Below are 24,289 nucleotides of genomic sequence, written 5' to 3'. Positions count from 1 at the left end.
TTTTGTTTATTCCGTTTTGTGCACGTGTAATCATGCATTCGAAGGTATGCAAAATGCGTGCCAAACGATATCGTATTGATTGTGTTGGTATGCCATGTCTTTTTAGTTTTGTCGGTTTCTTGTCAGAGTCGCCGTAATGTGTTAACTTTGCATCCATGATAGGACACATTCATTCTTTAGAGTCTTTTGGAACCGTTGACGGTCCCGGTGTGCGCTTTGTGGCGTTTATGCAGGGTTGCCCCTTGCGTTGTATGTATTGTCACAATCCCGATACATGGGATCCTAAAGGGACATGTCAGTATGAGATGACACCGCAGCAACTTGTGGATGAGGCTCTGCGTTACCGTTCGTTTATAAAGAACGGTGGCGTTACCGTATCTGGTGGCGAGCCTTTGATGCAGGCTGAGTTTGTGAGAGAGTATTTCCGTCTTTGCCATAAAGAAGGCTTGCATACAGCACTCGATACAAGTGGAGCTTTCTGTACGGAAGATGCCTTGCGCGTGCTTGACGAGACAGATCTTGTGTTGTTGGATGTCAAGACTATGGATACTGAGCTTTATCCTAAGCTGACAGGTATCAAACAGGACAATAACCTTGCTTTCTTGGACAAGCTTGAGGAGCGCGGCATAAGAACTTGGATACGCCACGTTGTTGTTCCCGGCGTTACGGATGACGACAATTGGCTCATCCGTCTTGGCGAACATGTAGGGCGTTACAAGTGTGTGGAAAAAATAGAAATCCTACCTTATCATACTCTCGGAACTTACAAGTATAAGAAGATGGGTATGCGTTATAGGTTGGATGGTGTGCCCGCCCTGTCGCTAGAGCGGGCTGTTGAGATTCGTAATATGCTGTCTAAGTTTAAACCTTGTCAATAGTTTAAACGTAACTAAACCTTGCTTAAAGGCTTGCGTCAGGCAATTCCGAGCAGTTCTATCTCGAATATCAGAGTGGAACCGCCGGGGATGCCTGGCTGCGAGAACTTGCCATATCCCATATCGGCAGGGATATACACTTCCCATTTGTCGCCGACGCACATCTGCTGCATTGCCACTATCCATCCTTCTATCAGGTCACACAGGCGGACAGCGAGTGGTGCCCCGCCACGACTTGAGTCGAATTTCTTTCCGTTTATGGTTCGTCCGGTATAGTGTGCCGTGACGATGCTGCGTGGGGTAGGGTGCTTGCCGTCATCGTTGCCTTTCGACAACACCTTATAGTATATTCCTCTTGGAAGAGCATTTACGCCCTCTTCCTTGGCTTTTTCTGCGAGCCAGTCAAGGTTCGCCTTTGCGTATTCTCGTTTGTTCATATTGCTAATGTTATCTTTGCGAGGTAGTCATAGTGGTCGCCTTTCTCTATTATTTCGCATTTCAGACCGCATTGTTCGCATACTGCTTTAAGCATAGTCGGGTCTGTATATAGCCAGTCGAAAGGTTCTCCCTTGACGTTACGATAAACCATCTGATAATCCACCTCTCCGTAATACGGTCCGTTAAGGTCGATGTCGAAGGCTCCGTCCTCGTCTTCGTATATATATTTAAGGTCAGAAGAGTCTATCAGAATCTGTCCGTCCTTACTCATTAGTTGTTTCAGGCGATTAAGGAGATTAGGCAGGTTGCTCAGTTTTCCGGCTATACCCGTGCCGTTCATCAGCAGCAAGATTGTGTCGAATTGTCCGATGAAAGTCGGGCAGAACACATTCGTGCATTCCACATCCTTCACTCCACGTTCCTTCATCACTTCGCAGCTAAGCGGCGATATGTCTATAGCCTTCACGCTTTTGCCTTGTTGTTGCAGTTCCAAAGCATGACATCCGGCACCAGCTCCGATGTCCAGCACGTTGCCGTAAGCTTCCTCCAAGGCACGCTGCTCGGTACGCGGCATGTCCTTGAAGGTTCTGAAAAGGTGAGCCACGGGCATCTCGTCCTCTTCGAACATAGAGGACAAGACGCGTAGCCTTCCTGCTTTCCCCGTCAAGTGAAAGTCGCGTATGGCAGCTCCCATCGGGTCTTGCGATATAGATAGTGTGTCTGTCTGCATTCTTTACTGGTTATAGAATTCTGTGAATGCCTTGACGCAGTATTCGTGGTCTTTCGTGCTTCCAGTCTCGCGGCAACTGTGCATGGCAAGTATGGCGTTGCCCATGTCCACTCCCTTCAATGGTATTGAGGAAGCAAGGATATTGCCGAGTGTGCTGCCTCCGGCTACGTCGCTATGGTTGACAAACTTCTGGCATGGCACTCCAGCCTTCTGGCATATACCGGCAAAGATGGCTGCCGATACGGCGTCGCTTGCATACTTCTGTGCAGCATTGAACTTGATGGCAGGACCACCGCCGAGAACGGGATGGTTTGTTGGATCGTATTTCTCAGGATAGTTGGGATGCCAAGCGTGGGCGTTGTCTGCCGAAATCATAAAGGCACGCTCCACAGCCTGATAGTAAGCCTCCTCCGTATTGCTCTGTGCCAAGGCTATGCGCTTAAGCATGAATGCGAGGAACGGGCTGGCAGCTCCTTGCTTGGTCTGTGAGCCGGTCTCCTCGTTGTCGAAGATGGCAAGCACCTGCGTAGTGTCGCTGTCTTTTGCGGCAAGCAGAGCCTCCAGTCCGGCGAAGCACATCGACAGGTCGTCCAGTCTGCCTGACGAAATCATCTCGTTGTGTACGCCGTATGTGCATGCTGGTGTGGCGTCAGCAAGATAAAGGTCGAAGTCGAGGATGTCCTCTTTGCTTACAGGACGCTCCTTGTTGAGCTCTTCGAGAATTATGTTCATGAGCAGATTGCCTGCTTCCAGCGTGTTGGTTATCTGTCCAAGCAGGGGCAGCATGTCCTTCTGCTTGCTCAGCTTCACGCCGTCGTTCACCTGACGGTTGAAGTGGATGGCGAGATTGGTTATCTGCAGCAATGGGCGCTTCACGTGGATGAGCATGGTCTCAGGAGCCATAACGTCTTCTCCACGTACTATCACGCGACCGGCAAGAGTCAACGGACGGTCCATCCATGTAGACATGATAGGTCCGCCATACACCTCTGTGTTAAGTCTTACCATGCCTCCCTCCGACAGCATCTCGGCGTTTGGCTTTACGCGGAATGTCGGCGAGTCGCTATGGGCGCATATCATGTGGAAGCCTTTATCGGCAATCGACTGTCTTCCGATGCGGAAGGCGTACACCGACGAGTCGTTCTTTGTGACGTAAAGCTTTTCGCCAGCCTTCAGCTCGGGCAATGGCATGCTTGGGTCAATACGGTGGTAGCCGTTAAGCTCCAGTTCGCTCACAATGTTCTTTACTGCCAGGAAATTCACGGGCGACTTGTCGAGAAAGTCTAAAAGACGTTTTATCATAATTTTGGTATTGATATGGTTTCTTGATTGTTTTTTTAGTTTCTGCAAATTTAATGAATTCTTCCTACATCACAAAGGAAGCCTCAGAGGATTTGCTGAAAAAACTGGTCATCGTACGGAATATCTCTACTTTTATATGTAATTTTGTTTTTGCATTATATAGTCATACAAAACAAATCATAAAACTTATAATAAACCTATATCGTATGAATTTTTTGTTAGCAATCGTGGTCAGCATCCTTTCTTATGGTGCTGTGCCGAATGACACAACTGTGAATAATGCCAAAGCAATAAACACAGCCATAAGCGACTGTGCTGACAAGGGCGGTGGAGTGGTGGAGGTGCCGAATGGAACCTTCACAACAGGTAGCGTATTCTTGCGCTCTGGCGTTACGTTGAGGCTGAACGAAGGAGCAGTATTGCTCGGCTCCAGCCGTTTGTCCGACTATTCGTCTCTGGTGACCGACCTCGATCTTTCGCGCTACGAGAGCGGACAGGGAACTGTCAATTATAATAGCGCTACGGATCCACAATGGTCGAAGGCTATGATTTTCGCTGTAGGATGTGTGGGTGCTGGCATTGAAGGTGCTGGCTGCATAGATGGTGGCGACGTGCGCAATCCGCTTGGCGAGGAGCACATGCGTGGTCCTCATACGGTTTTGATGGCAGGATGTCGAGACGTTAAGATGTGCGACTTTAAGGTCAGGCGTTCTGCCAATTATGCTTTCCTTGCTTATCGTCTTGACCGTTCGGCTTTCAGCAATCTCACTATAGAAGGTGGATGGGACGGCATACATATCCGTGGTAGTAAGGATGTCAGAATAGAGAAATGTCAGATCCATACCGGTGATGACGCCATTGCGGGAGGATATTGGGAGAAGATGAAGATAAGCAGATGCGTGCTCAATTCGTCCTGCAACTGCATTCGCATGATAATGCCTTCCACGGACCTTGAGATTGCCGACTGCAATATCTACGGACCGGGACAATACGAGCATATCACTTCGCATCGCACACGTTCTGAACACGCCATCAATCTTGAACCGGGCGCATGGGGAAAGGCTCCGGGACGCATGGATCGCATCTTCATCCGTCGCAACAAGGTGGAGAGTGTGCTCTCGCCGCTTTGCGTGACTCTTGGTGAGGACAACACCTGCGGAACCATCGTTGTGGAGAATCTGACTGCCCGTGACGTTACTCGTATGGCTCTTTCTGTGAAGAGTTGGGGAATGGCTCCTACGGACAAGGTGACATTAAAGCATTGTGATCTTGAGTTCGACGGAATTGACGACCCCGGACTTCCGGCATGGTTCGTTGACAGACCCACAAGCGAATGGCCCGTATTCCCATGTTGGGGAATGTTCTTCCGTAATGTTGGTGAGGTGGATGTGCGTGATGTCACTCTGCGCGTGAAGGGTGGAGAATACAGAAAGGCGTATATGTGTCAGAATGTAGGAAAAGAAAACCTTGCCAAAGGCGTGCGCTTGGCTGACCAGAAATAAGAACTTAGCCGTGCAGAAATAATAAATGCGCATAAAAACAAGAAAAGCCTTCGTCCTGTGTATGAAACCACAAGGGCGAAGGCTTTTCTTTATGTTAATTCAGTTATAAGACTGATGCCGTTTTTTAGAACTTATATCCCAATGTGAGCAGCAGCTGGTTGCGCTTGTTGCTTACCTTAACAGCGTCGCATACGTTGTTATATTCATGTCTGTCGTTGCTAATATTGCTCATGAAAGGATAAAAGTCGCCGTCGGTCTGGCTGTACTGGTAGGCGAGGTCTATTGTCCAGTTGCGGCAGCTGTAGCCTACGCCAGCCGTGATGCGGTTTGTGGCTTTCCAGTTGGTGTAGTCTGTCGTAGAGCTATAGTAAGTGCCGTACGAATTGATGGTGCCGTCCTTATAGCCTTCCTTGTTATACATCGGCGATACGTAGTTATATCCAAGACGTACAGCCCAGTTGCGCTCCGGCTTGAACTCCATACCGAGCTTCAGCGTATGTACGCCCTTCAGCGACTGCTTGATGTTCTGCTTCATAGCCTCATCGCTATGGCTCTCGTCATAATAGTTGCCCCAATAGTCAACGGTTCCTCCGTCGTTAATGCGGATGTCAGAGGTGGAGTAGTATGCATATTCGTACGTGGCGCCGAGTGCCAGATAGTTGCCGACGGTATGTCCGATGCTTGCGCCGAAACGCCAAGGAGTGTAGAACTTAAAGTCGTACGCCTCGTTGATGTCTCCGTAGTCGTGTGCTCCGTATTTCTCTTGGAGCTTGTTGTCCAGGCGTGTATAGTTCTTTGACGTAAGGTCGTACCATGTCGGAGTGTGTACGTAGAGACCTACACGGAACGGCGACTCCTCTACAGGACGGAAGATTATACCTGCCTTGACATCAAATCCAGAACCGGTAATCTTTCTTCTGTCACTTAAGGTTACGCTTCCGATGCTGTTGCTTCCGTCCACAAGGTTCTCGGAGTACTGTGTCGTTGCGTCATAATGCACGTCGTAGAGTCCGAAAGTAAAACCCCAATAGAAGCGGTCATTTGAGTTGCCGCTGATGTTGAAGTTGTATTCTCCGATATATCCTGACGATTCTCTGCCGAAGCTGTAGTCCGTGGCATTATAGAACGTAGGCGAAAAGCCGTCCTTACGGATAAGGAATCCGTCGGTATTGTCGCCAATCATATTGCCGTTCTTGTCAGCAAGGATGCTGTTGCCGTCGCCGAGAATGACGTTGCTGTACAGATAGTCCAGCTGGCTGCAGGTGGCGTCAGGGCTTGAGAGCGTACCGTTCTTGCTGCGAAGCTTATAGATTCCGTTATAGTTCTTCATGCCAGACAACTTGTTCTGCGAAGCTCCGTTCAAGCGTCCGGCTGCAGTAAGAATCTGGTTGAAGTCGCGGCTCTTGTTGTATGTGAAGCCGAAGTTGACGAACGAAGAGCGTCCTGAGCGCATCGAATAGACGAAGCCTGCCTGATCGAAGCTCATCTTGGTCTTGTCAGCGCCGTTAAACTCCTCTGCGTCCGACTGCGAACTGAATCCGAACGATCCGTTTATGACGCTGCGACGGAACATTCCGATACCGGCAGGGTTGGTGCCCATCGTTGAGATGTCGGCACCAAGAGCCTCCATAGCTCCACCCATACCCACGTAACGTGCCGTACCGTTAAGGTCTTTTTGTGCGAGCGGGGCGTTGTCGTATGTCTCTTGTGCCGTGGCTGCCGTAGTAAGCATGGCGGCTGCCATGAGCGAAAATATCTTTTTCATAATATAATATGTTCTTTATGTGTTGAGTGTGTGGTCTGACTGTTTATCTGCGACTGCCGAATCCTCCGCCACGGCTACCGCCGCCGAATCCTCCGCCGCCACCGAAGCTGCCGCGACTGCCACCGAAGCTGCCACGGCTACCTCCGAAGCTACCGCGATTGCTGCCGAATCCGCCTTGGTTGTTGTTGTAAGACGGGCGCTGTGTGGGCTGCTGGTTCTGGTAACGGTTGTTGTTGTCTTCGAAAGAAGAACGGCGCTGACCGAAGCCATTGCGTGAGCTGTTGTTGTTTCTGTTGCTGTTAAAGCTTGAGCGTTCGCCCTTCGATCCGAACGAGCTGCGGTTGCCATAGAAGCGTCCGCCACCGTTCGAGTGGTTGCGTGTGCCGGAAGGACCTTTGTAAGCATAGTGCCATGTCGGACCATACCATCCGCCGCCCCATCCGTAATAGGGGTATCCCCATCCGTAGTAACCATAGAACCACGGGTTGTGCCATCTGCCGTACCATCCGGTGTAATATGGTCCGTACCATGGGTCGTACCAAGGATCGTACCAGCCATAGTAACCGCGCCAATATGGAGAACCATAGTAGCTGCCGTAGAAAGCCGGATCCCAATAGAAGTCGTCAAATCGTCCCATGCGGCGAGAGTAGGCGAAGTCTGAGTCCTCGTCGTAATAGCGTTCCGAGCCGGGATAGATGGTTATGGTGGAGTCGAGGTCGGCAGTTCCGTACGTGCCGTCACCCTCATGAAACTCTATGACGTCGTTGCCGAGCGAGTCAGTACCTATCTTCTGATAATAGCTCTTCAGCTTTCCGCGTCTGTTGTATTCGTCTACGTTACGTGGGCTACCGCAATAGTAAGCCGGTCTGTCGTATACGTCTCTATCTATTTTTACGGGCGCATCCTTCGAACTCTTTTTCGGTGTGAAATAGAGGTCGTCGTCCTGGGCTGCCATCGTAAGAGGCATTGCGCCCATGAGGACCGAAAGAAATAAAAACCGTGTCGTCATAATCATTATAGTTTATGATTGTCTTTGTTTGTATCTATTTTATCAACTGCAAATTTAATGCTTATTCTATTGCAAAATTAGGGAAAAACCCTAAAACGCAGTAGGTTTTCCCCTAATTTTATATTTTTTACACAATTGGATTACGCTTTTGGCATAAATGCAAAAAAAAAGAGCTTTACGTAATGTAAAGCTCTTTTTAAACTTGTGACTCCGGCAGGATTCAAACCTGCAACCTTCTGATCCGTAGTCAGATGCTCTATTCAGTTGAGCTACGGAGCCTTAAAGTTTTGTTTATGCTGTATGCATTTTGTTGGGGTGGCAGGTGGGACTCGAACCCACGACATTCAGAACCACAATCTGACGCTCTAACCAACTGAACTACGGCCACCATGTTGTGCTTCGAGAACCATTCTTCCTTTGTTGAAAAGCTTTGTTCTTAAAAGCGAGTGCAAAGGTATAGCTTTTTCTTTAAACCTCCAAATGTTTTCGCAAGTTTTTTCGTTTTTATCGCTATTTTTTTTGTTTTAGCCCCTTTTTATCCAAATATACCAGTCTTCTTGCCTTAAAACATGTCCTTATATCTACCATGCAAATATTGTTCAAGTGGTAAAAACCTGTTACAAAATAAAAATTGATTATAGAGTCCTGGTTTGCTGTTTTTACGGTGTTCTGCTGTGCAAACTGCACCCGAGCTTAACGATAGCGCCACTTTTACACTCCAAAAGTGCCACTATTAGACAGTAAAAGAGGCTCTATTGCATGATAATAGTGGCACTATTGGAGTGTAAAAGTGGCGCTATTGCAGCAAAAAGTGGCTCATTTGCGGGTCTGATTTTATAACGTTTCGTCAGAAAACCGCATAACTTACTGTGTATAAACACATTGTCTCCAAACGCTCAAAACTCAAGAATTTCGCACCAAAGATTTTGTTGTGCGCTCAACTCATAGTATTGAGCATCAGAAATGCAAATATTGTCTTCGGCAGAACCTCTATATATGGCCAGATTACTAAATGATGTCAGTCTTTTATCGGGTGAACCCAATCATTCTTAGAATATGTTTGAGGAATTTATAGCAAAAAAATAAGCCTTGCAAGAGATGGGTCTTGCAAGGCTTGTATTGTTGGGGTGGCAGGTGGGACTCGAACCCACGACATTCAGAACCACAATCTGACGCTCTAACCAACTGAACTACGGCCACCATGTTATGTGTGGAATGACGAATGTTTCGTTTTGTACGGTGTTTCGTTATTTCCGAGTGCAAAGGTAATAATAAAATTTTAAATACTACGCTTTTTCTGCATTTTTTATTCAAAAAGTTCGCATTTTGTATGTCTGTATACGAAAAAACCTTTGCATACAGCTGCTTAGAGCATATGCAAAGGTTCTTTTTATCTCATGTTTCTCCCTTTGAAGGGGACGTTTTATGTCTGCTTACTGTGCAGGCTGTGCGGGTGTCTGCTGTGCGGGAGCCTGCTGAGCGCCCTGTGCTGGAGCCTGCTGTGCACCCTGTGCCGGCTGCTGGTTAGCGCCGAATCCCGGTGTGTTGTTAGGATTGGTGGTCTGGGTTTCTGTTGCAGCCTTTTCCATTACGCTTGTCTCTGATGTTGAAACAGGAGCGACGTATGCGCAGATGATGCTGAGCACAACCATAGCGGCAGCGAGTCCCCATGTTGCTTTTTCCACGAAGTCTGTAGTCTTGCGCACGCCCATGATGGCGTTTGAAGATGAGAAGTTAGATGCGAGACCGCCTCCCTTCGACTCCTGGATAAGGACGATGCCTATCATCAGGATAGAGGCTATCACGATGAAGATTACGAATAAGATGTAAACCATTTTTGTTATTTGTTTTTGTTTTTATTATTATTTTTCTTGCTCTCTGGAAGGGGTGTCTGTTGTTGCTTCTTGCGGCTTTTTGCCCTTTTCGTTGAGTATAAGTTTCCTTAAGAAACGAATTTGGTCTGCAAAGTAAGCATTTTTTTTTGGATAATTCAAATTTAATCGTTGAATAATTTCAAGTGCCTTTGAATATCTTCCTTGTTTTATGTATATTTTCGCCAATGTCTCCGTGAAATAGCCTTCGTCGTAGTCGTTTTGCTCGTTTTGCTTATCTTCTTCGTCTTCGGTTTCGGGCTTGTAGGTTGGCTTGTCCTGAAGTTGGATTTTTCCTCCGTTGTCGTTTATGAAACTGTCTATCAGGTCCTGACCCTTCATCTGCGGTCTGTCAGCTTCCGTTTCCTTGTCTTCCTGACTTTCCGTCTTGAGCAGGTAAGCCACGTAGTCCACGGCTGCGTCTGCCGGGGTAGGCTTCCGTCCTGTGTCGTCGTCTTCGTTCTGCGAGTCTTTAGGTGTCGACTCTAAGTATTCGTTGATGATTGACAGGGTTCGGTTGTTGCTTTGTTCGCTTCGTTGCGCCTCTCTTGCTTCCTCTTCCATCTTTTCTGCGGCTGTCTTGATATGGTAGTGTGACGCTTCCACAAGATTGAATAGAGTCTTTCTGTCTGTTATGTATATGGCTGCACGTCTTAGCTCGTCATCGAAGGACGTCTCGTGCAGCAGATACATGTTCTGCAGAAGGAGGAGACGGGCTGTCTGATAGTAAGGATAGAGCGCAACAAGGTTTCGGAGCTCGTAGAGAGTCTCCTTATTCATGAGTTCCGGATGTTCTATGAGGCGCACTAAGTCCACTTCTTCGTCTTTTTTATTTGTTACTTATATTATTAATGTATTACCAGTTTGCCACGGTGGCGTTGAATATCTGCTCTGTCAGATCCTTCACCATCTGCGTCACAAGTTCCTCCTGCACGGATGCGAGACTTTGTGTGGTTTCGTACGACTTGTTGGCTGTGAACTGTCGTTCGAAGTCCTCGCTGTGGTTGGCGTTGTTTGTGAAGCGTACGTTCACGGTTATGGATAGTTCTGTCTGGGCAGATCGTCCGTCAGCGGCCACTGATTTGTTGCGTTGTGAGTATTGCGTTATTTCGCCCTCAATCTTCAGGTCGCCGTTTCGCTTCACCTGGCTAAGCTTCGTGTGGCTGGCAAACATATCCTTGAGCTGATTGTTAAACATCGGACCCATAGGACCCCATACATAGCTGGAGCGTATGGGGAAATCGGCTATCTGTATGGTCTTGGTCTTCGTATAGTCGATGCTGGCACCGTTAAACTTATAGCTTACGGAGCACGATACCATAGCGAGAGCCACAACTGCAGTCAAGGACAGCAGCGCCGTTTTGGCGTATGTTAATATTCGTCTCATTCTTTGTCTTGTTTGTCAAGCCCGTATTGTTTTAATCTTCTGTAGAGCGTACGGTCAGAAATGCCGAGTTCTTGAGCGGCTTTCTTGCGGTTGCCGCCGTTGCGTTCAAGAGCTTTCTCCACCACCTGACGTCCGATGTCGCTAAGGTTCAGGCTTTCGCCGTTAGCGCTGTCGTTTTCTCTTATCTCCTCAGCTTCCACGTCCTGATAAGGGCTGAAGTGGGGTTGTTGAGTGGTGGGGTAGTGGTGAAGGGCGCTTATGTCCGTGGGTTGTGTGTTAGGCTCAGGCGCAGCTAACGACTGTATGCCTCTGGCGTTTGCGAAGCTGTTGAGCGTGTTGTTGTCGTCGATTTGCTTTCGCAGAGTGCTCATCTCGCGTCTGAGGTCGCCTACGTTTCCACGCAGTTCGTACAGAATCTTGTAGAGTATCTCTCTCTCGCTTTCGTAAGAGTGGGCGTCCGGAGTGGCTGTTGTTGTCAGCTCCGTGCTCTCCTGGTCGTGCGGGATGAACTTGCTGAGCGCTTCTGCGTCAATCTCACGCTTCTGACTAAGCACAGACATCTGTTCTGTAATGTTCTTCAGCTGTCTGACGTTGCCTGGCCACTTGTATTTCATCATCATCATCTTGGCATCTTCCGTAAGAGTGATGCGTGGTATGCGATATTTCTCAGCCATCTGCATCGTGAAGAGTCTGAACAGCAGCAGGATGTCCTCTCCGCGCTCACGCAGGGGTGGCATCTGGATGGGTATGGTGTTCAGGCGATAATAGAGGTCTTCGCGGAATCGTCCTTCCGTTATGGCCTTGTGCATATTCACGTTTGTAGCGGCTACGATACGCACGTCTGTCTTCATTATCTTCTGTCCTCCGACGCGGATGTATTCGCCTGTTTCCAGCACTCGCAGCAAGCGTGCCTGTGTGGCGATTGGCAGTTCGCCCACCTCGTCGAGGAATATGGTTCCCTTATTGGCTGTACCGAAATAGCCTTCGCTTTCGCCTATGGCTCCTGTGAACGACCCCTTTTCGTGTCCGAAGAGTTCGCTGTCGATGGTTCCTTCCGGTATAGATCCGCAGTTTATTGCAAAATATTTCTCTCTCTTTCGAGGCGAGTTGTCGTGAATGAGTCGTGGTATGATTTCCTTTCCCACTCCGCTTTCTCCCACGATAAGCACGCTGAGGTCTGTTGCCGCCACTTGTAGAGCGACGTCAAGGGCATGGTTAAGAGCATCGCAGTTGCCCACGATGTTATACCTTTGTTTTATTTTTTGCAGTTCTGATGTGTCCATTTGGCACAAAATTACATATAATAATTGAGAAAAGCGTTACTTTCGGGCCTTTTTTATGTTCTTAACAGCTGTTTCTTGGTCCGGACTTGCCTGCTTTAATGAGCAACAGCCCAATTCCTGTCCATATCAGTTCGCGCAGACGGATGATGAGAGCCACGAAGGCTCCGTCGCTGGCTTTCATTCCGAGTCCGGCTACGGACATGAGAAATCCTCCTTCGCGTCCTCCGAGTTGTAGGGGTATGAAGAAGAGGAGATTGGCGAAAAGCGAGGTGAAGGCAAGTATGAGTATGCAGTCAGCATAGTTGGCTTGCGGCATAAGTACGCGCAGGACGAAGTAGATTTCGGCTGCTGAGCAGATGCGGCATGTCAGCTCGCTAAGGACGGCTGTCACGAAGGTCCTTGTGTTCTGTTTGTGCAAAGAGGCTATCTGGCTGTCGATGGTGTCGAGCTGTTGCTGGTGTCTGGTGACAAAGCGCTTGGCCCATCCTTTGGCAAAGGGAATGTGGCGCAAGACGTTCATCGTGCGTACGGCAAGTCCTTTGCGATATCCGGCGATGAAGAACCACAGGCCGAGCAGGCAGAATATGCTTATGGCTCCTAATAATGTGACCATGAATGTCCCGACAGGATAAAGGACGAGATATAATATGATGGATATTGTCCAAAACCAAAAATGGCTGAAGATATGCGTCATGGCGAACAGTATGACGGATGACGAAGCCCGTTCGGTTCCGATAATAGGCGAGAGCGACATTATGCGGTAAGGCTCGCCTCCCATCAGTCCGCCCGGCGTAGCGTAGTTGAGCGCAAATCCTGATATGGTAATCTTATATAGCCACCAGAAGCTCACCTTTGTACGTCCTCCTGCGTTGATGATGATATACCATGAGAAAGTGTTGAAGACGTACAGGAATGCCCATATCGCTATAACGGCTACCGACCAATAGCCAGCGTGACACAACCCGTCCCACACCTGTATGAAGTCGAGTTGTGTCACCATTATGATAAGAACGGCCATTCCGAAGAGGAAGAAGCCGTTCTGATATTTATTGTTCATCCGCTACGTTTTCTTTTGCAGGGGCGCTTGCAGCAGGTTCCTTGGCGGCTGCAGGAGCATTAGCCGCATTGTCCTTAGCAGGATTAGCCTGACCATTAAATCGCTGTGCGTTGTGCTGAGACGGCTGTCTGTGGTCGTTGCGTGGATTCTCTCTCTTCTTGGGGATGGAGAAGCGCACCTTCTCGCTTTCGTCTCTCTTCTCGTGATAGAGCTTGGGAAGCGGATTGTCCAGAGGCTCGTCATATTCTGCACGGTTGCGGATGATGTCCGTGGCTGTATAAATGGCATGACGGAGAGCGTTCTCGTCAGCGATGCCTTTACCGGCGTTCTCAAAGTCAGGAGTAAGGGCCGGAGCTGTGCATACGAGGGGTAGAGATGTGATATAGAAGATGCCGTCGTTCTGCATCAGCGTCGTGAACGGAATCATGCCCTGGTCGTCATACATGGCAAGCGTAACGTCGAAAGCGTCGCACATATTCTGTCCGAAGAATTCCTCGGCAGGGTAGGGACCGTAAGCGTTGATGCCTTCCTCTTCCGCCTTTCTGATGGCAGGGATGAGCACTTCCTTCTCTTCCGTTCCGTCCGCGTTGGGATTGAGAGCCAGTACGGCGATTCTCGGGTTGGAGATACGGAAGTCGCGTTTCATGCTGTTGTGCAGCTTGCGCACTTTGTCGAGGATGTTGTCGATGGTAATGTTAGCCGCGATGTCCTTGATGGCAAGTCCGTCGGTAGCGAGAGCTATGCGTACCGACTCGTTTATCATCATCTTCACACCCTTGGCGCCCTCTCCGATGCTTGTCTCGGCATAGCTTTTCAGTCCCTTGTAGCTATAGTTGTCGGCATTCATGGTCTGTGCGTAGGCAGGGCAGGTTACCAGTACGTCGAAATGCTGGCTTCTGAAGTCGGTCATGGCCTTGTCGAGAGCCTTGAGTGCTGCGTCGCCCGACTCCTTTGTAGGTGTACCAAGCTCCACCTTCACTTCTCCGTCAATGCATGTCAGCATGTTTACGCGTCCGTCCTGTGCGTCCATAGCATTGTTGATGATGCTGAAGTTGGCCTGCAGGTCCATAGCCTTGCGATGGTATGCTGCTATTTTGGGGGAGCCATATATAATAGGTGTGCATAGTTCGAGCATCTCCGGTTCAGAGAATGCCTTGAATATCAGTTCGTATCCGATACCGTTAGTGTCGCCATGGGTAATGGCAACGCGTATTTTTCTGTCTTCCATATTTATTGTTTGAGTTGTTTCTGTTCTGTTTTTATCTATCAGGTCTTTTGGCGGTCGTCAGCTCTCGCTGTGTTATCGTCCTGCTACTTTCACAGTCATCAGCGACGCTTCCGTCCGCATGAGCGTATTGCGCTTCTTCGTTCCGGGCGCATAGACGAAGCATTCTATTGTCAGCGTCTTGTGTCCGGCGATGTCGTGCAAGGTGTGTGAGACGAACGGTCCGCCCATAGCGTCGCCCTTCATCTCCCAAAGTCCTCGCCTTACGGTCACCTGCCGGTCTTGCGTCTTGGCTATGGAGCTAATGACGCTTTCCTTGTTGGTGGTCATATACATGTTGTCGGTTTCGCCTTTTATGTTCTTCCGCATGACGCTGTCCCTGTTCTCTGAAGTATAGATGCAGATGTTGGTCATGGAAGTGGGCGAGTTGTTGGATATCCATACGAAGTCCTTGCCTTCCTTGTACGATTTCATGTCTGACGGGATTAGCATTTCTATGCCGAACATCCGCCTTACCGTTTCCTCCATCTTGGGGCTATGCTTATCTTTCAGCGTGGCAACCATGACGCCCATTTCTTGTCTTGTCAGCAAGTCGGTTATGATGCTTGATGTTGTCATGTCCTTACGTAGCTGTGAGACAGAAGGCGAACCAACGTATATCACTATCTGATTCTTCGCATAAACGTCCCTCTCGTATTTCACGGAGGTGCGGCTGAATGTCTTAGGGTTTATTGTGACAATGACGATGTTGCGCATGAGCAAGTCTGCCCCCTTCGGCTGTGAGTTCTTCGATATTGTCACGTCGAAAGAAGGCTCGGGCTGGGGCAAGGCGGGGATTGGACTGGTAAGCGAATGGTAAAGGACGCTGTCCTCGTCGCCATACACCACCACCTCAAACGGTCTTCCGCCACTCTTCGTCATCAACGACTTCCTTACTGTGCATGAACATAACAGTAGGCACAATGCCATGCTGATCCACGCGACCTTCCAATGCGTCCGTCTATTCCGACTCATGCTTGTGACGCTCCTCCTCAATCTTCTTCGCTGTGCTGAGCAGGCCGCAAGCGGCAAAGATGTCCTGTCCGCGGCTTGCCCTAATGGTTGTGAAGACGCCATGATTGGTAAGATAGTCGCGGAAGCTCTCGATGTGTTTGTCGTCTGTTCCCTGCAAGTCCACGTTAGGAATAGGGTGGAATCTGATAAGATTGAATCGGCAGTCCAGTCCCTTTACGAGTTTCACTATCTCGCGAGCATGTGTAGTGGTGTCGTTCAGTCCCTTGAACATGATGTATTCGAAGGAAAGTCGGCGCTGGTGAGAGAAGTCGTAGTTGCGGAGCAGTTCCACAACCTCCTCTATTGACATTCCTCTCTCGGCTGGCATCAGCATGGCTCTCTGCTCAGGAATGGGCGAGTGCATGCTTATAGCCACATGACATTCGCTCTCGTCCAGGAAGCGTTGCAGCTTCTTGCGCAGACCTACGCTACTTACTGTGATGCGCTTCGGGCTCCAGGCATAACCATAGTCGGCTGTAAGAATCTGCGTCACCTTCAGCACGTTGTCCAGATTGTCCATCGGTTCGCCTTGTCCCATAAACACGATGTTAGTGAGCTTATCGCGTTCCGGCAGGGCATAAATCTGATTGAGGATGTCTGCAGCCGTAAGGCTCTCCTCATAACCCTGCTTTCCTGTCTGGCAGAAGAGGCAGTTCATCTTACATCCCACCTGCGACGACACGCACAGCGTGGCACGGTCGTGGTCGGGGATGTATACTGTCTCGACGTGCTTGCCTGAGGCTGTAGGGAACAGATACTTGATGGTGCCGTCCTTCGACTTCTGGCAGTCAATGGGTTCCATGTAGCCGATGGTGTATTCGGCTGCGAGTTGTTCTCTGTTGGCTTTCGATATGTTTGTCATGTCGTCTATTTGGCTTACGTGCTGCGTGTAAAGCCACTTTGCCATCTGTCCGCCGGTGAAGGCAGGCATGCCGAGCTGCTTAGCCACTTCCTTAAGCTCGTAGAGCGAAAGACCCATGAGAGGTTTCTTGTTGTCTGTCATATATAATTGATACGTTCTTATTTTAGATGTAACTTTGCAAAGTTACGTAAAATTTCCTATTTAGTAGGGTTAAAGCACGTCGTTTCTTATGGATTGTGTGGCAATTTGACTGTATGAGGGCATTTTTTTAGTATCGTCGGACTATTTGATAGCCTATACGGAACATCTTGTCAAAGGCATTCTCCCACTTCGACTTGTCGCTGCCTTCGGGCATTATCTCCATCGCATAGAAGCGGGTTCCGGTAGAGCGGAAGTCCTTCATGCGCAACATATAGGAAGCCGGTGGTTCTGGAATAAGAAAGTCGGACATCCACAATACGTCAGCATTTACGTAGTTGGTGTCCTTCTCAAGCAGACAGAATAGTAGGTCCATCATGTTCTGCGCATCAGTTCCGCCACCTATAAACGGGATGTCGCCGATTTCGAAGTTATATTCTTTCGGGCTGAACCCCAGCTTTTCGTACTGCTGCATTCGGCTTCTCATCTTCAAGTCAATGGCTCGTGTGCTGACAGAGAAGTCGATGAGAAAGCAGTTGCGTCTTAGCCGTTCTGCCGTCGACTCTATCAACGACATGGCAGAGCGGATAATCCTTTGTGGCACGCCGAACATGCTTGCCGACGTATCCACGCATATTATCATGGGACCGCTTCTTGATGCGTGCTGAAAACTGAGCTTACGAATAGGCTTGGCGATATTCGATCGGTATCGGAAGGTTTGCAAGGATTGTCTGACATACTTATAGAGAAAGACATTCTCCATGTCGTCGTCCATATACATCGCCATCTCTGAAGGAAGCAATGAATGGATGTCCTTGCCCATTGTGATGCCCTCGATGTCGCTACCCGCAGAATGGTCAATCTTAAGTCCATGCTGACAGACCACTCCCATGCGGTCGCGTCCACCCGAATCAGGCACTCGTCCCATCAAGTTCACCACCTTAGACAGTTGTGGATAGCTGTCCTGAATCTTCACAATCCTCATCTGTCTCTCAAACTCGCTCTCTGACCAATGTCCGTCCATCATCTTCCATGCTTGCACGGCTCTTTCCTGGTCGATGTCGTTGCGCTTAAGGTAAGACGTTACGTCGTCAAATTGTTTTTTCAGCCGTTCTCCAAGTTGCGCGTTATTGGAGTTGATGTAACGCTCGTCCTCCTTGTTCACTTGTTCGTCAAGAGCTTTCGCCCAATCGTCCACCATCTTTTCCCACTTGTCCTTACGCAAGTCTTCCTCCGTTCTCACAGGGTCGGACTCGCCTTGGTGTGAGTCATTAAACTGATGTTTGTGGAAACTCCTGTCGAATCCGTCTTGGCTATGACGTGAGTCAATCTCCTGAAGCAGTGTTTGCCAAGCTTTATTAAAGTCTTCCTCTCCAGGATGCTCCACGTTCCATTGTGTAGCAGCTTCGCTTACCTTCTTTCTTTCCGTCCATTGTCTTTGAACGGAGAACTTGCGATGCTTTATGAAGTTGATGACAAATCGTCCTACGGAAGCATAGAATATATTGGCGCACATCTTGCTGGAAAGCACCTTGACTTTTATCTCCGGCTTGCTCATCAGCTGGGTCAGATACTTCATCAGAGGATCGTCATACTCAAGCCATGGCTTGTCCTCCGGCCAGATAACTCCACGTCCTGCCATTTCCCCCGTCTCGCAGAATATCTCGATGAGCTTCAGGTAAAGTGTAACGTCCATGCGCTCTGCCTTTGTCGTATGAAAACGCCAGTATTCGTCAGCATGTGTGTAGTCCATATAAATACGTGTAAGTCAATATTATACGTTTGCCAATCTTAGTCGTACAGCTTTATGATATCTTGTCTTGTAAAGGCTATTTCTTTCTTGAGAGGTTCAAGCAAAGATCTTAGTGCCATCTTGTCCTCCTCAGACACAAAGAGACTGTCCTTTATGCTGTGTTCCATATTGAGGATGCTGTCTGCAATCTCTTCTATCTCCGTCTGATAGTCCCTGCTTTCCATGCCTGCCGCAAGACTTGGCGTTCCGCTTCCGTCTGCAAGGCGTTGCGATGCGTTGTTGGCACGATGGCGTCTGATGTCTTCCTTCAGGCTTTTCTTAAATTCAGTAAGGCGTGACGCCAACGGAGAGAAGGCGGCATTGATGACAATGCTTCTTACACCGTCTCTTTCCTCCGGCTCCTGCCAAAGGCAATGGTAAGCGGGAATGACATCCGCCAGTTCCACCATGTGTCTGTCCTGTAGGTAGGCAGATGTCCTGATAAGACGTATTATCTTCTTCCATCTTCTGTCGCTGATGTATATGTCGCGTCTTTCGTCCGAGCCTTCCACATGCACGGCCCTGATGGAGTGTCTGATGCTATGAATACATTCGAGGATGGTCTTGCTGACAGCCACCTTATTAAGGTCGGCTTGCCAAAGGCTGTATTCCTCATCGCTTATCTGCAGTTCTTCGGAAGGCATTTCAGGACAATCACATGAATCGTCGAGCAACATCATGTCGAAGTTGGCTTCCTTCTTTATCCCCCTGCATTCCAGTCGGATTATGAAGCGGTCCCATAGTGCCTCCAGTCCGTCGCCTTGAGCCGGAAGCTCGTTGCTTGCCGCTATGAGCAGTTTCATCGGAATGCGTGTCTCTTTAGTGCCGTTACGAAACAGCTTTTCGTTTATGGCCGTCAGCAATGTGTTCTGTATGGCAGGGCCTGCTTTCCATATTTCGTCGAGGAATACAACGTCGGCTGTAGGCAGATAACCCTTTGTGGAGCGTACATATTCGTCATTGGTTTTCAGTCTGCTAATGCTTACGGGGCCGAATATCTCGTCCGGCGTAGAAAATCGGGACATCAGATATTCAAATGCAGAAGCATTCTTGAAAGCCAGCTTCAGCCGTCTTGCCACCATCGACTTTGCCACACCCGGTGCTCCGAGCAGTATGATGCTCTCGCCGGCAATTGCGGCAAGCAGAGAAAGGGCTGTCTCTGTTTCTTTCTCGTATAAGCCACGGTTTATGGCTTTAAGCAGATTGCCTATTCTTTCCTTCATATATTATATGTATATGATTTATTTAAAACTATAAAAAAACGACACCCTTTCAAGGAATGCGCTGTTTTTTTTGCATTAACCATGAAAAAGTGTCGTCTTTTCATTCTGTCTTGTTGATTAGGACGTGCTGTCCTTTTTATTTCTCCAAAGCTCCGATAATCTCGTTTACTGATGAGCATCCGTGACGGTCCAACCAGTCGTTGATGCCGTCGCGCACCTTTATCGTCACAGCCGGATCGAGGAAGTTGGCTGTACCAATCTCGATAGCTGTTGCTCCAGCCATGAGGAACTCAATGGCGTCTTCTGCTGTGCAGATGCCACCAAGTCCAACCACCGGAATCTTCACGGCCTTAGCCACCTGCCACACCATACGCAGCGCCACGGGCTTCACGGCAGGACCGCTGAGTCCGCCTGTGGAGATACTGAGCATCGGACGACGACGCTCGATGTCGATGGCCATACCCATAAGCGTATTGATAAGCGACACGCTGTCAGCGCCTTCCGCCTCCACAGCCTTGGCTATTTCGGTCACGTCCGTAACATTGGGCGAGAGCTTTACGATAAGCGTCTTGTTGTAACGCTGACGAACGGCACGCACCACGCTGGCTGCGCCATTGGCTGTAACGCCGAACGCCATGCCGCCCTGCTTTACGTTAGGGCAAGAGATGTTCAGCTCGATGGCAGGAATGTTTTCCAGCTCGTCTATGCGTGCTGCACATTCTGCATAATCATCAGGCGAAGAACCGCTGACGTTCACAATCATGTTGGTGTCGATGTCCTTTATCTGCGGATAGATGTTTCGGCAGAAATAGTCTACGCCCTTGTTCTGCAGACCCACACAGTTGAGCATTCCCGAAGCCGTTTCCGCCATGCGGGGATAGTCATTACCCTCACGAGGATTGAGCGTTGTGCCCTTCACTATGATGCCTCCGATGCCGTCCAGAGGCACGAAGTCAGCAAACTCCAGTCCATATCCGAATGTTCCCGAAGCAGTCATAACGGGATTCTTGAGTTTCAGACTGCCTATTTTTACGTTTAAATCTGCCATGACAATTCCTTTATGTTCATTACCGGACCATCCTTACATACACACTTGTTGCCTTCCGTGGTCTTCTCCACGCAGCACAGGCAGGCACCCACGCCGCAAGCCATCTTGTTCTCCAGCGAAACCTCACACTCTATGCCGTTCTTGTAGGCATAACGTGCCACAGCCATCATCATCGGCTTGGGGCCGCACGTGGATATGAGGTCGAAGTGTTCTGATGCCAGCACGGAGTGGTTGGTCACAAATCCGCGTTCGCCTTCAGAACCGTCCTCTGTGGTGATTAGCACGCGCCCAACCTCCTCGAAGAGGTTCTTCTCCAGCACGTCTTTGGCAGTACGTGCTCCGAGCAGGAATGTAGGCTTAATGCCCATCGCCTTGATTTTCTTGCCGAAGTAGAGTAGGGGAGCCACGCCCACGCCGCCACCTACGAGAAGCACCTTCTCCGATGCGTCCTTAGGCATGGTGAAGCTGTTGCCCAACGGCAGCATGCAGTTCAGACGGTCGCCCTTCTTGAGTTGTTGCAGGCGCTTTGTGCCGTCTCCGACAGCAGCCACGAGCAGCCACAACTCGTTATTGTCATAGTCTACGTTGTTGATGGATATGGGTCGGCGGAGGAATGTCGACGGCGAATTGTCGACGCGCACTTCCACGAATTGTCCCGGGAGCATCTCGGGCAGCGGTTTGTCATCTGTGAGCTTTATGAGCACATGCTTGTCGCTCAGCGCCTCTACAGAGTTGACCGTAAGGTCCAGTACGAATTTTTTCATGTATGATGTTATTGCTTATTGTCAAGTTTGATATTCCTGTATCGCTATTTTAGTGCAAAAGTAGGCAATTTTATTGAAATAACGGAAATCAAGTCTTGCTTTTTTGCTCCATAGTTCGTAACTTTGTCTTCTAAAAAACTGCTTCATACGAACAGTTCATTGTATTTTCATTGACATTACTTATATATTACGTATATGACATCAAACCACAAACGATATGTCCTGCCGGCAGAATGGCATCGTCAGGCATGTGTGCAACTCACTTGGCCTCACAAGGATACGGACTGGAGTCCTTATCTGGAGGACATCACCGAGACCTTCCTTCAGCTGTCCAAGGCCATAGCTCATTATGAGCCGCTCGTGATAGCCGCCAAGTATCCTGAAGAGGTGCGCGAGATGCTCAGCGACAACCTTAACGAAGAAGAGATGAACCGTGTGAGCATATACGAGTGTGACAATAACGACACTTGGGCACGCGACCATGCCTTCATCACCCTTATCCCTGCTGACGACGAGAACCCCACAACCGAAACGTCGGATACAGAAAGCACAGCTTGCCGCCTGCTCGACTTCCGCTTCAACGGCTGGGGCGAGAAGTTTGCAGCCGACAAGGACAATCTCATCAACCGTACGCTTTACAGTAAGGGAGTGTTCCGTGGCGAACGTGCCGATTATGACGACTTCGTCCTTGAAGGAGGATCCATTGAGAGCGACGGCAATGGCACCGTTCTCACCACAAGCATCTGCCTCATGGCTCCGCATCGCAATCAGCCGATGACCCTTGAAGAGGTGGAGCAAACCCTGAAGGAGCGTCTTTGCGCCCGCAAGGTGGTGTGGCTCAATCATGGACAACTCATCGGCGACGACACCGACGGACACATCGACACCATCGTACGTGTATGTCCTGACAACACCCTCCTATATGTGGGATGTGACGATGAGGCTGATCCGCAGTATGCTGACTTCCGCGCCCTTGAGGAGGAACTTCAGGCTGTTACGGATGCAGACGGACGTCCTTACCGTCTGCTGCGTCTGCCTATGCCGGAGCCGGTTTATGACGATGACGACCGCCTCCCTGCCACGTACGCCAACTTCCTCATCCTCAATGGCGCAGTAATTGTGCCTACATACTCACAGGAGGAGAAAGACGCCAAGGCTCTCTCTCTTGTAGCCGACGCTTTCCCCGGCTACGACATCATAGGAGTCGACTCACGTACCATCGTGCGTCAGCATGGCTCCATCCATTGCCTGACCATGCAGTATCCTGAGGGAGTAAGATAAAAAGAGAATAAAAATAAAAACTATATCAGAAGAATATCAAAATTATGAAGAAGCACTTAAAGATAGGATATCTGCAGCAACATAACATTGCTGACACCAAAACAAATATTCTCCGCCTTGCAGCGGGAATTAAGGATCTCGCTAATCGTGGCGCTGAACTGGTGGTGCTGCAGGAACTCCACAACTCGCTCTACTTCTGCCAAGTGGAAGATGTAGACAACTTCGACCTTGCAGAACCCATCCCCGGACCGTCCACCGACTTTTTCGGAGCTGTGGCTCGCGAGTGTAACGTAGTGATTGTCACTTCATTGTTCGAGAGACGTGCTCCCGGTCTTTATCACAACACGGCTGTCGTCATTGAGCGCGACGGAAGCATAGCCGGCAAATACCGCAAGATGCACATACCCGATGATCCTGCTTATTATGAGAAGTTCTATTTCACACCTGGCGACCTTGGTTTCCATCCCATTCAGACCAGCGTCGGCAAGCTCGGCGTGCTGGTATGTTGGGATCAATGGTATCCTGAGGCAGCACGTCTGATGGCATTGCAGGGAGCCGAAATCCTTATTTATCCCACAGCCATCGGTTATGCCGCAAGCGACACGGAGGACGAGCAGCAGCGCCAGCGTGAAGCATGGACGACGGTTCAGCGTGGTCATGCCGTAGCCAACGGACTGCCCGTAGTGTCAGTTAATCGTGTGGGATTCGAGCCTGATCCGAGCCGTCAGACTCCAGGCATCCAATTTTGGGGTTCTTCTATGGTGGTTGGTCCTCAGGGCGAACTGCTCTATCGTTCTTCCGATAATGAGGAAGAGAGCGTCATAGCTGAGGTGGATTTGGGACATAGCGAGGACGTACGCCGTTGGTGGCCCTTCCTTCGCGACCGCCGTATTGACGAATATGGCGAAATCGTCAAGCGCTATATAGATTAACTAAATTGAGAGTTGAGAGTTAAGAATTGAGAGTTCTCAAAACTTTCAACTCTCAATTCCCAACTCTCAATTAACTTTTTACTTCAGCTGCTGAAGTCTTGCAATATACTTTCCGAGAATATCGAATTCGATGTTCACGATGCTTCCTTCTTTTATATCACAGAAGTTTGTATTGTCATGTGTGTAAGGGATGATTGCCACGGTGAAAGCGTCTTCTGTAGGGTTGCATACGGTAAGCGATACGCCGTTAACGGTTACCGAACCTTTGTCCACCGTAAAGTAACCGCGCTCAGCCATTGCCTTGTCGAAAGCGTACTGGAAGGTGTAGTACGTTGATCCGTCAGCGTCACGCATCTCTATGCACTTCGCCGTGCCGTCCACATGTCCCTGAACGATGTGGCCGTCCAGTCTGCCGTTCATCAGCATCGAACGCTCCACATTCACCTTGTCACCCACCTTCAGCAGTCCAAGATTCGAACGCTCAAGGGTTTCTTTCATTGCCGTAACCGTGTACTTGTCGCCGTCAATATTGACAACCGTCAGGCACACTCCGTTATGCGACACGCTCTGGTCAATCTTCAGTTCGTTGGTGAATGAGCAGGTAAGCGTGAAGTCAACATTCTCTTTGTCATTTCTCAGGGCCACGAGTGTAGCCATCTCTTCTACTATGCCGGAAAACATTTTTCTATTTCTTTTTTATTTGGTTATTAATTAAAAAAAAGGCGCAACGAAACCTTATGTATCGTTGCACC

Annotated in this window: 22 protein-coding genes and 3 tRNA genes; 4 read left to right on the top strand and 21 right to left on the bottom strand. The window is 49.3% G+C overall.

What is annotated here, in order from left to right; genetic code table 11:
- Positions 1–155 precede the first annotated feature (155 nt).
- A complete protein-coding gene (gene pflA / locus CHL74_RS08225; RefSeq protein WP_094880686.1) occupies positions 156–878 on the top strand; it encodes a pyruvate formate-lyase-activating protein in 723 nt (240 codons plus the stop codon).
- A 35-nt stretch (positions 879–913) separates the two neighbouring features.
- Here the strand turns inward: pflA and CHL74_RS08220 are convergent, their stop codons facing one another.
- From CHL74_RS08220 to CHL74_RS08210, 3 genes are read right to left on the bottom strand one after another with little or no spacing between them, the layout of a single operon-like run.
- Positions 914–1,312 (bottom strand): FKBP-type peptidyl-prolyl cis-trans isomerase, encoded by a 399-nt coding sequence (locus CHL74_RS08220; protein ID WP_094880685.1) that lies wholly within the window; start codon positions 1,310–1,312, stop codon positions 914–916.
- A complete protein-coding gene (locus CHL74_RS08215) occupies positions 1,309–2,043 on the bottom strand; it encodes a class I SAM-dependent methyltransferase (protein WP_094880684.1) in 735 nt (244 codons plus the stop codon). The genes CHL74_RS08220 and CHL74_RS08215 overlap by 4 nt, the downstream gene beginning before the upstream one ends.
- A gap of 3 nt (positions 2,044–2,046) precedes the next feature.
- Positions 2,047–3,345: a M18 family aminopeptidase gene (locus CHL74_RS08210; RefSeq protein WP_094880683.1), complete on the bottom strand. Its 1,299-nt coding sequence runs from the start codon at positions 3,343–3,345 to the stop codon at positions 2,047–2,049.
- A 206-nt stretch (positions 3,346–3,551) separates the two neighbouring features.
- On the opposite strand from CHL74_RS08210, the gene CHL74_RS08205 reads away from it, so the two are divergent.
- Positions 3,552–4,847, top strand: a complete 1,296-nt coding sequence (locus CHL74_RS08205; protein WP_176452204.1) for a glycoside hydrolase family 28 protein — start codon at positions 3,552–3,554, stop codon at positions 4,845–4,847.
- Positions 4,848–4,971: 124 nt separating this feature from the next.
- On the opposite strand, the gene CHL74_RS08200 is transcribed toward CHL74_RS08205, so the two are convergent.
- From CHL74_RS08200 to CHL74_RS08120, 17 genes are all read right to left on the bottom strand, one after another.
- On the bottom strand, positions 4,972–6,612 hold the full coding sequence (locus CHL74_RS08200; protein WP_094880681.1) for a hemin receptor: 1,641 nt from the start codon (positions 6,610–6,612) through the stop codon (positions 4,972–4,974).
- Positions 6,613–6,655: 43 nt separating this feature from the next.
- A complete protein-coding gene (locus tag CHL74_RS08195) occupies positions 6,656–7,621 on the bottom strand; it encodes a hypothetical protein (protein WP_094880680.1) in 966 nt (321 codons plus the stop codon).
- Positions 7,622–7,826: 205 nt separating this feature from the next.
- Positions 7,827–7,900, bottom strand: a tRNA-Arg gene (locus tag CHL74_RS08190).
- Positions 7,901–7,932: 32 nt separating this feature from the next.
- A tRNA-His gene (locus CHL74_RS08185) sits at positions 7,933–8,009 on the bottom strand.
- 735 nt (positions 8,010–8,744) lie between these two features.
- Positions 8,745–8,821, bottom strand: a tRNA-His gene (locus CHL74_RS08180).
- Between the two features lie 233 nt (positions 8,822–9,054).
- Positions 9,055–9,456, bottom strand: coding sequence for a preprotein translocase subunit SecG (gene secG / locus CHL74_RS08175; protein ID WP_094880679.1), 402 nt, complete (start codon positions 9,454–9,456; stop codon positions 9,055–9,057).
- 27 nt (positions 9,457–9,483) lie between these two features.
- Complete coding sequence (locus tag CHL74_RS08170; RefSeq protein ID WP_094880678.1) at positions 9,484–10,308, bottom strand: hypothetical protein; 825 nt, start codon at positions 10,306–10,308, stop codon at positions 9,484–9,486.
- Positions 10,309–10,348: 40 nt separating this feature from the next.
- Positions 10,349–10,813: an LptE family protein gene (locus tag CHL74_RS08165; protein ID WP_254923250.1), complete on the bottom strand. Its 465-nt coding sequence runs from the start codon at positions 10,811–10,813 to the stop codon at positions 10,349–10,351.
- 62 nt (positions 10,814–10,875) lie between these two features.
- Entirely contained in the window at positions 10,876–12,162 is a 1,287-nt protein-coding gene (locus CHL74_RS08160) for a sigma-54 interaction domain-containing protein (RefSeq protein WP_094880676.1), read from the bottom strand.
- Positions 12,163–12,223: 61 nt separating this feature from the next.
- The gene (locus CHL74_RS08155; RefSeq protein ID WP_094880675.1) at positions 12,224–13,219 is read right to left on the bottom strand and encodes a lysylphosphatidylglycerol synthase transmembrane domain-containing protein; all 996 of its coding nucleotides are present in this window, start codon (positions 13,217–13,219) and stop codon (positions 12,224–12,226) included.
- On the bottom strand, positions 13,209–14,447 hold the full coding sequence (locus tag CHL74_RS08150; protein WP_094880674.1) for a PdxA family dehydrogenase: 1,239 nt from the start codon (positions 14,445–14,447) through the stop codon (positions 13,209–13,211). The genes CHL74_RS08155 and CHL74_RS08150 overlap by 11 nt, the downstream gene beginning before the upstream one ends.
- A 72-nt stretch (positions 14,448–14,519) precedes the next feature.
- Positions 14,520–15,458 carry a DUF4837 family protein gene (locus CHL74_RS08145; protein WP_176452203.1) on the bottom strand — a complete coding sequence of 313 codons (939 nt, stop codon included), beginning with the start codon at positions 15,456–15,458 and terminating at the stop codon, positions 14,520–14,522.
- The gene (gene rlmN, locus CHL74_RS08140; protein WP_094880672.1) at positions 15,445–16,500 is read right to left on the bottom strand and encodes a 23S rRNA (adenine(2503)-C(2))-methyltransferase RlmN; all 1,056 of its coding nucleotides are present in this window, start codon (positions 16,498–16,500) and stop codon (positions 15,445–15,447) included. The genes CHL74_RS08145 and rlmN overlap by 14 nt, the downstream gene beginning before the upstream one ends.
- A gap of 127 nt (positions 16,501–16,627) precedes the next feature.
- On the bottom strand, positions 16,628–18,250 hold the full coding sequence (locus CHL74_RS08135) for a hypothetical protein (protein WP_094880671.1): 1,623 nt from the start codon (positions 18,248–18,250) through the stop codon (positions 16,628–16,630).
- Between the two features lie 38 nt (positions 18,251–18,288).
- Positions 18,289–19,512, bottom strand: coding sequence for an AAA family ATPase (locus tag CHL74_RS08130; RefSeq protein ID WP_094880670.1), 1,224 nt, complete (start codon positions 19,510–19,512; stop codon positions 18,289–18,291).
- A 136-nt stretch (positions 19,513–19,648) separates the two neighbouring features.
- Complete coding sequence (locus tag CHL74_RS08125; protein WP_094880669.1) at positions 19,649–20,560, bottom strand: dihydroorotate dehydrogenase; 912 nt, start codon at positions 20,558–20,560, stop codon at positions 19,649–19,651.
- Positions 20,548–21,324 carry a dihydroorotate dehydrogenase electron transfer subunit gene (locus CHL74_RS08120; protein ID WP_094880668.1) on the bottom strand — a complete coding sequence of 259 codons (777 nt, stop codon included), beginning with the start codon at positions 21,322–21,324 and terminating at the stop codon, positions 20,548–20,550. Before CHL74_RS08120 ends, CHL74_RS08125 begins: the two co-directional genes overlap by 13 nt.
- Positions 21,325–21,519: 195 nt before the next feature.
- Between CHL74_RS08120 and CHL74_RS08115 the strand changes: the two genes are divergently transcribed.
- Complete coding sequence (locus CHL74_RS08115) at positions 21,520–22,605, top strand: agmatine deiminase family protein (RefSeq protein ID WP_094880667.1); 1,086 nt, start codon at positions 21,520–21,522, stop codon at positions 22,603–22,605.
- A 44-nt stretch (positions 22,606–22,649) separates the two neighbouring features.
- Complete coding sequence (locus CHL74_RS08110; RefSeq protein ID WP_094880666.1) at positions 22,650–23,537, top strand: carbon-nitrogen hydrolase; 888 nt, start codon at positions 22,650–22,652, stop codon at positions 23,535–23,537.
- 78 nt (positions 23,538–23,615) lie between these two features.
- Here CHL74_RS08110 and CHL74_RS08105 read toward each other — a convergent pair whose 3' ends face one another.
- Entirely contained in the window at positions 23,616–24,218 is a 603-nt protein-coding gene (locus CHL74_RS08105) for a riboflavin synthase (RefSeq protein ID WP_094880665.1), read from the bottom strand.
- Positions 24,219–24,289 lie beyond the last annotated feature (71 nt).

Source organism: Prevotella sp. 885 (assembly GCF_002265625.1).
Lineage (GTDB): Bacteria > Bacteroidota > Bacteroidia > Bacteroidales > Bacteroidaceae > Prevotella.
Note: the sequence above shows the minus strand (reverse complement) of the source record. Positions and strands in the feature narration are given on the sequence as shown.

Excerpts from the sequence above, each read along its gene's own strand:
- CHL74_RS08165 (WP_254923250.1), bottom strand. The coding sequence starts at position 10,813 with ATGGTATCGTGCTCCGTAAGCTATAAGTTTAACGGTGCCAGCATCGAC.
- CHL74_RS08125 (WP_094880669.1), bottom strand. The coding sequence starts at position 20,560 with ATGGCAGATTTAAACGTAAAAATAGGCAGTCTGAAACTCAAGAATCCC.
- CHL74_RS08145 (WP_176452203.1), bottom strand. The coding sequence starts at position 15,458 with ATGAGTCGGAATAGACGGACGCATTGGAAGGTCGCGTGGATCAGCATG.
- CHL74_RS08105 (WP_094880665.1), bottom strand. The coding sequence starts at position 24,218 with ATGTTTTCCGGCATAGTAGAAGAGATGGCTACACTCGTGGCCCTGAGA.
- rlmN (WP_094880672.1), bottom strand. The coding sequence starts at position 16,500 with ATGACAGACAACAAGAAACCTCTCATGGGTCTTTCGCTCTACGAGCTT.
- CHL74_RS08215 (WP_094880684.1), bottom strand. The coding sequence starts at position 2,043 with ATGCAGACAGACACACTATCTATATCGCAAGACCCGATGGGAGCTGCC.
- CHL74_RS08210 (WP_094880683.1), bottom strand. The coding sequence starts at position 3,345 with ATGATAAAACGTCTTTTAGACTTTCTCGACAAGTCGCCCGTGAATTTC.
- CHL74_RS08160 (WP_094880676.1), bottom strand. The coding sequence starts at position 12,162 with ATGGACACATCAGAACTGCAAAAAATAAAACAAAGGTATAACATCGTG.
- CHL74_RS08135 (WP_094880671.1), bottom strand. The coding sequence starts at position 18,250 with ATGGACTACACACATGCTGACGAATACTGGCGTTTTCATACGACAAAG.
- CHL74_RS08205 (WP_176452204.1), top strand. The coding sequence starts at position 3,552 with ATGAATTTTTTGTTAGCAATCGTGGTCAGCATCCTTTCTTATGGTGCT.
- CHL74_RS08120 (WP_094880668.1), bottom strand. The coding sequence starts at position 21,324 with ATGAAAAAATTCGTACTGGACCTTACGGTCAACTCTGTAGAGGCGCTG.
- pflA (WP_094880686.1), top strand. The coding sequence starts at position 156 with ATGATAGGACACATTCATTCTTTAGAGTCTTTTGGAACCGTTGACGGT.
- CHL74_RS08195 (WP_094880680.1), bottom strand. The coding sequence starts at position 7,621 with ATGACGACACGGTTTTTATTTCTTTCGGTCCTCATGGGCGCAATGCCT.
- CHL74_RS08155 (WP_094880675.1), bottom strand. The coding sequence starts at position 13,219 with ATGAACAATAAATATCAGAACGGCTTCTTCCTCTTCGGAATGGCCGTT.
- CHL74_RS08200 (WP_094880681.1), bottom strand. The coding sequence starts at position 6,612 with ATGAAAAAGATATTTTCGCTCATGGCAGCCGCCATGCTTACTACGGCA.
- CHL74_RS08220 (WP_094880685.1), bottom strand. The coding sequence starts at position 1,312 with ATGAACAAACGAGAATACGCAAAGGCGAACCTTGACTGGCTCGCAGAA.
- secG (WP_094880679.1), bottom strand. The coding sequence starts at position 9,456 with ATGGTTTACATCTTATTCGTAATCTTCATCGTGATAGCCTCTATCCTG.
- CHL74_RS08130 (WP_094880670.1), bottom strand. The coding sequence starts at position 19,512 with ATGAAGGAAAGAATAGGCAATCTGCTTAAAGCCATAAACCGTGGCTTA.
- CHL74_RS08110 (WP_094880666.1), top strand. The coding sequence starts at position 22,650 with ATGAAGAAGCACTTAAAGATAGGATATCTGCAGCAACATAACATTGCT.
- CHL74_RS08150 (WP_094880674.1), bottom strand. The coding sequence starts at position 14,447 with ATGGAAGACAGAAAAATACGCGTTGCCATTACCCATGGCGACACTAAC.
- CHL74_RS08115 (WP_094880667.1), top strand. The coding sequence starts at position 21,520 with ATGACATCAAACCACAAACGATATGTCCTGCCGGCAGAATGGCATCGT.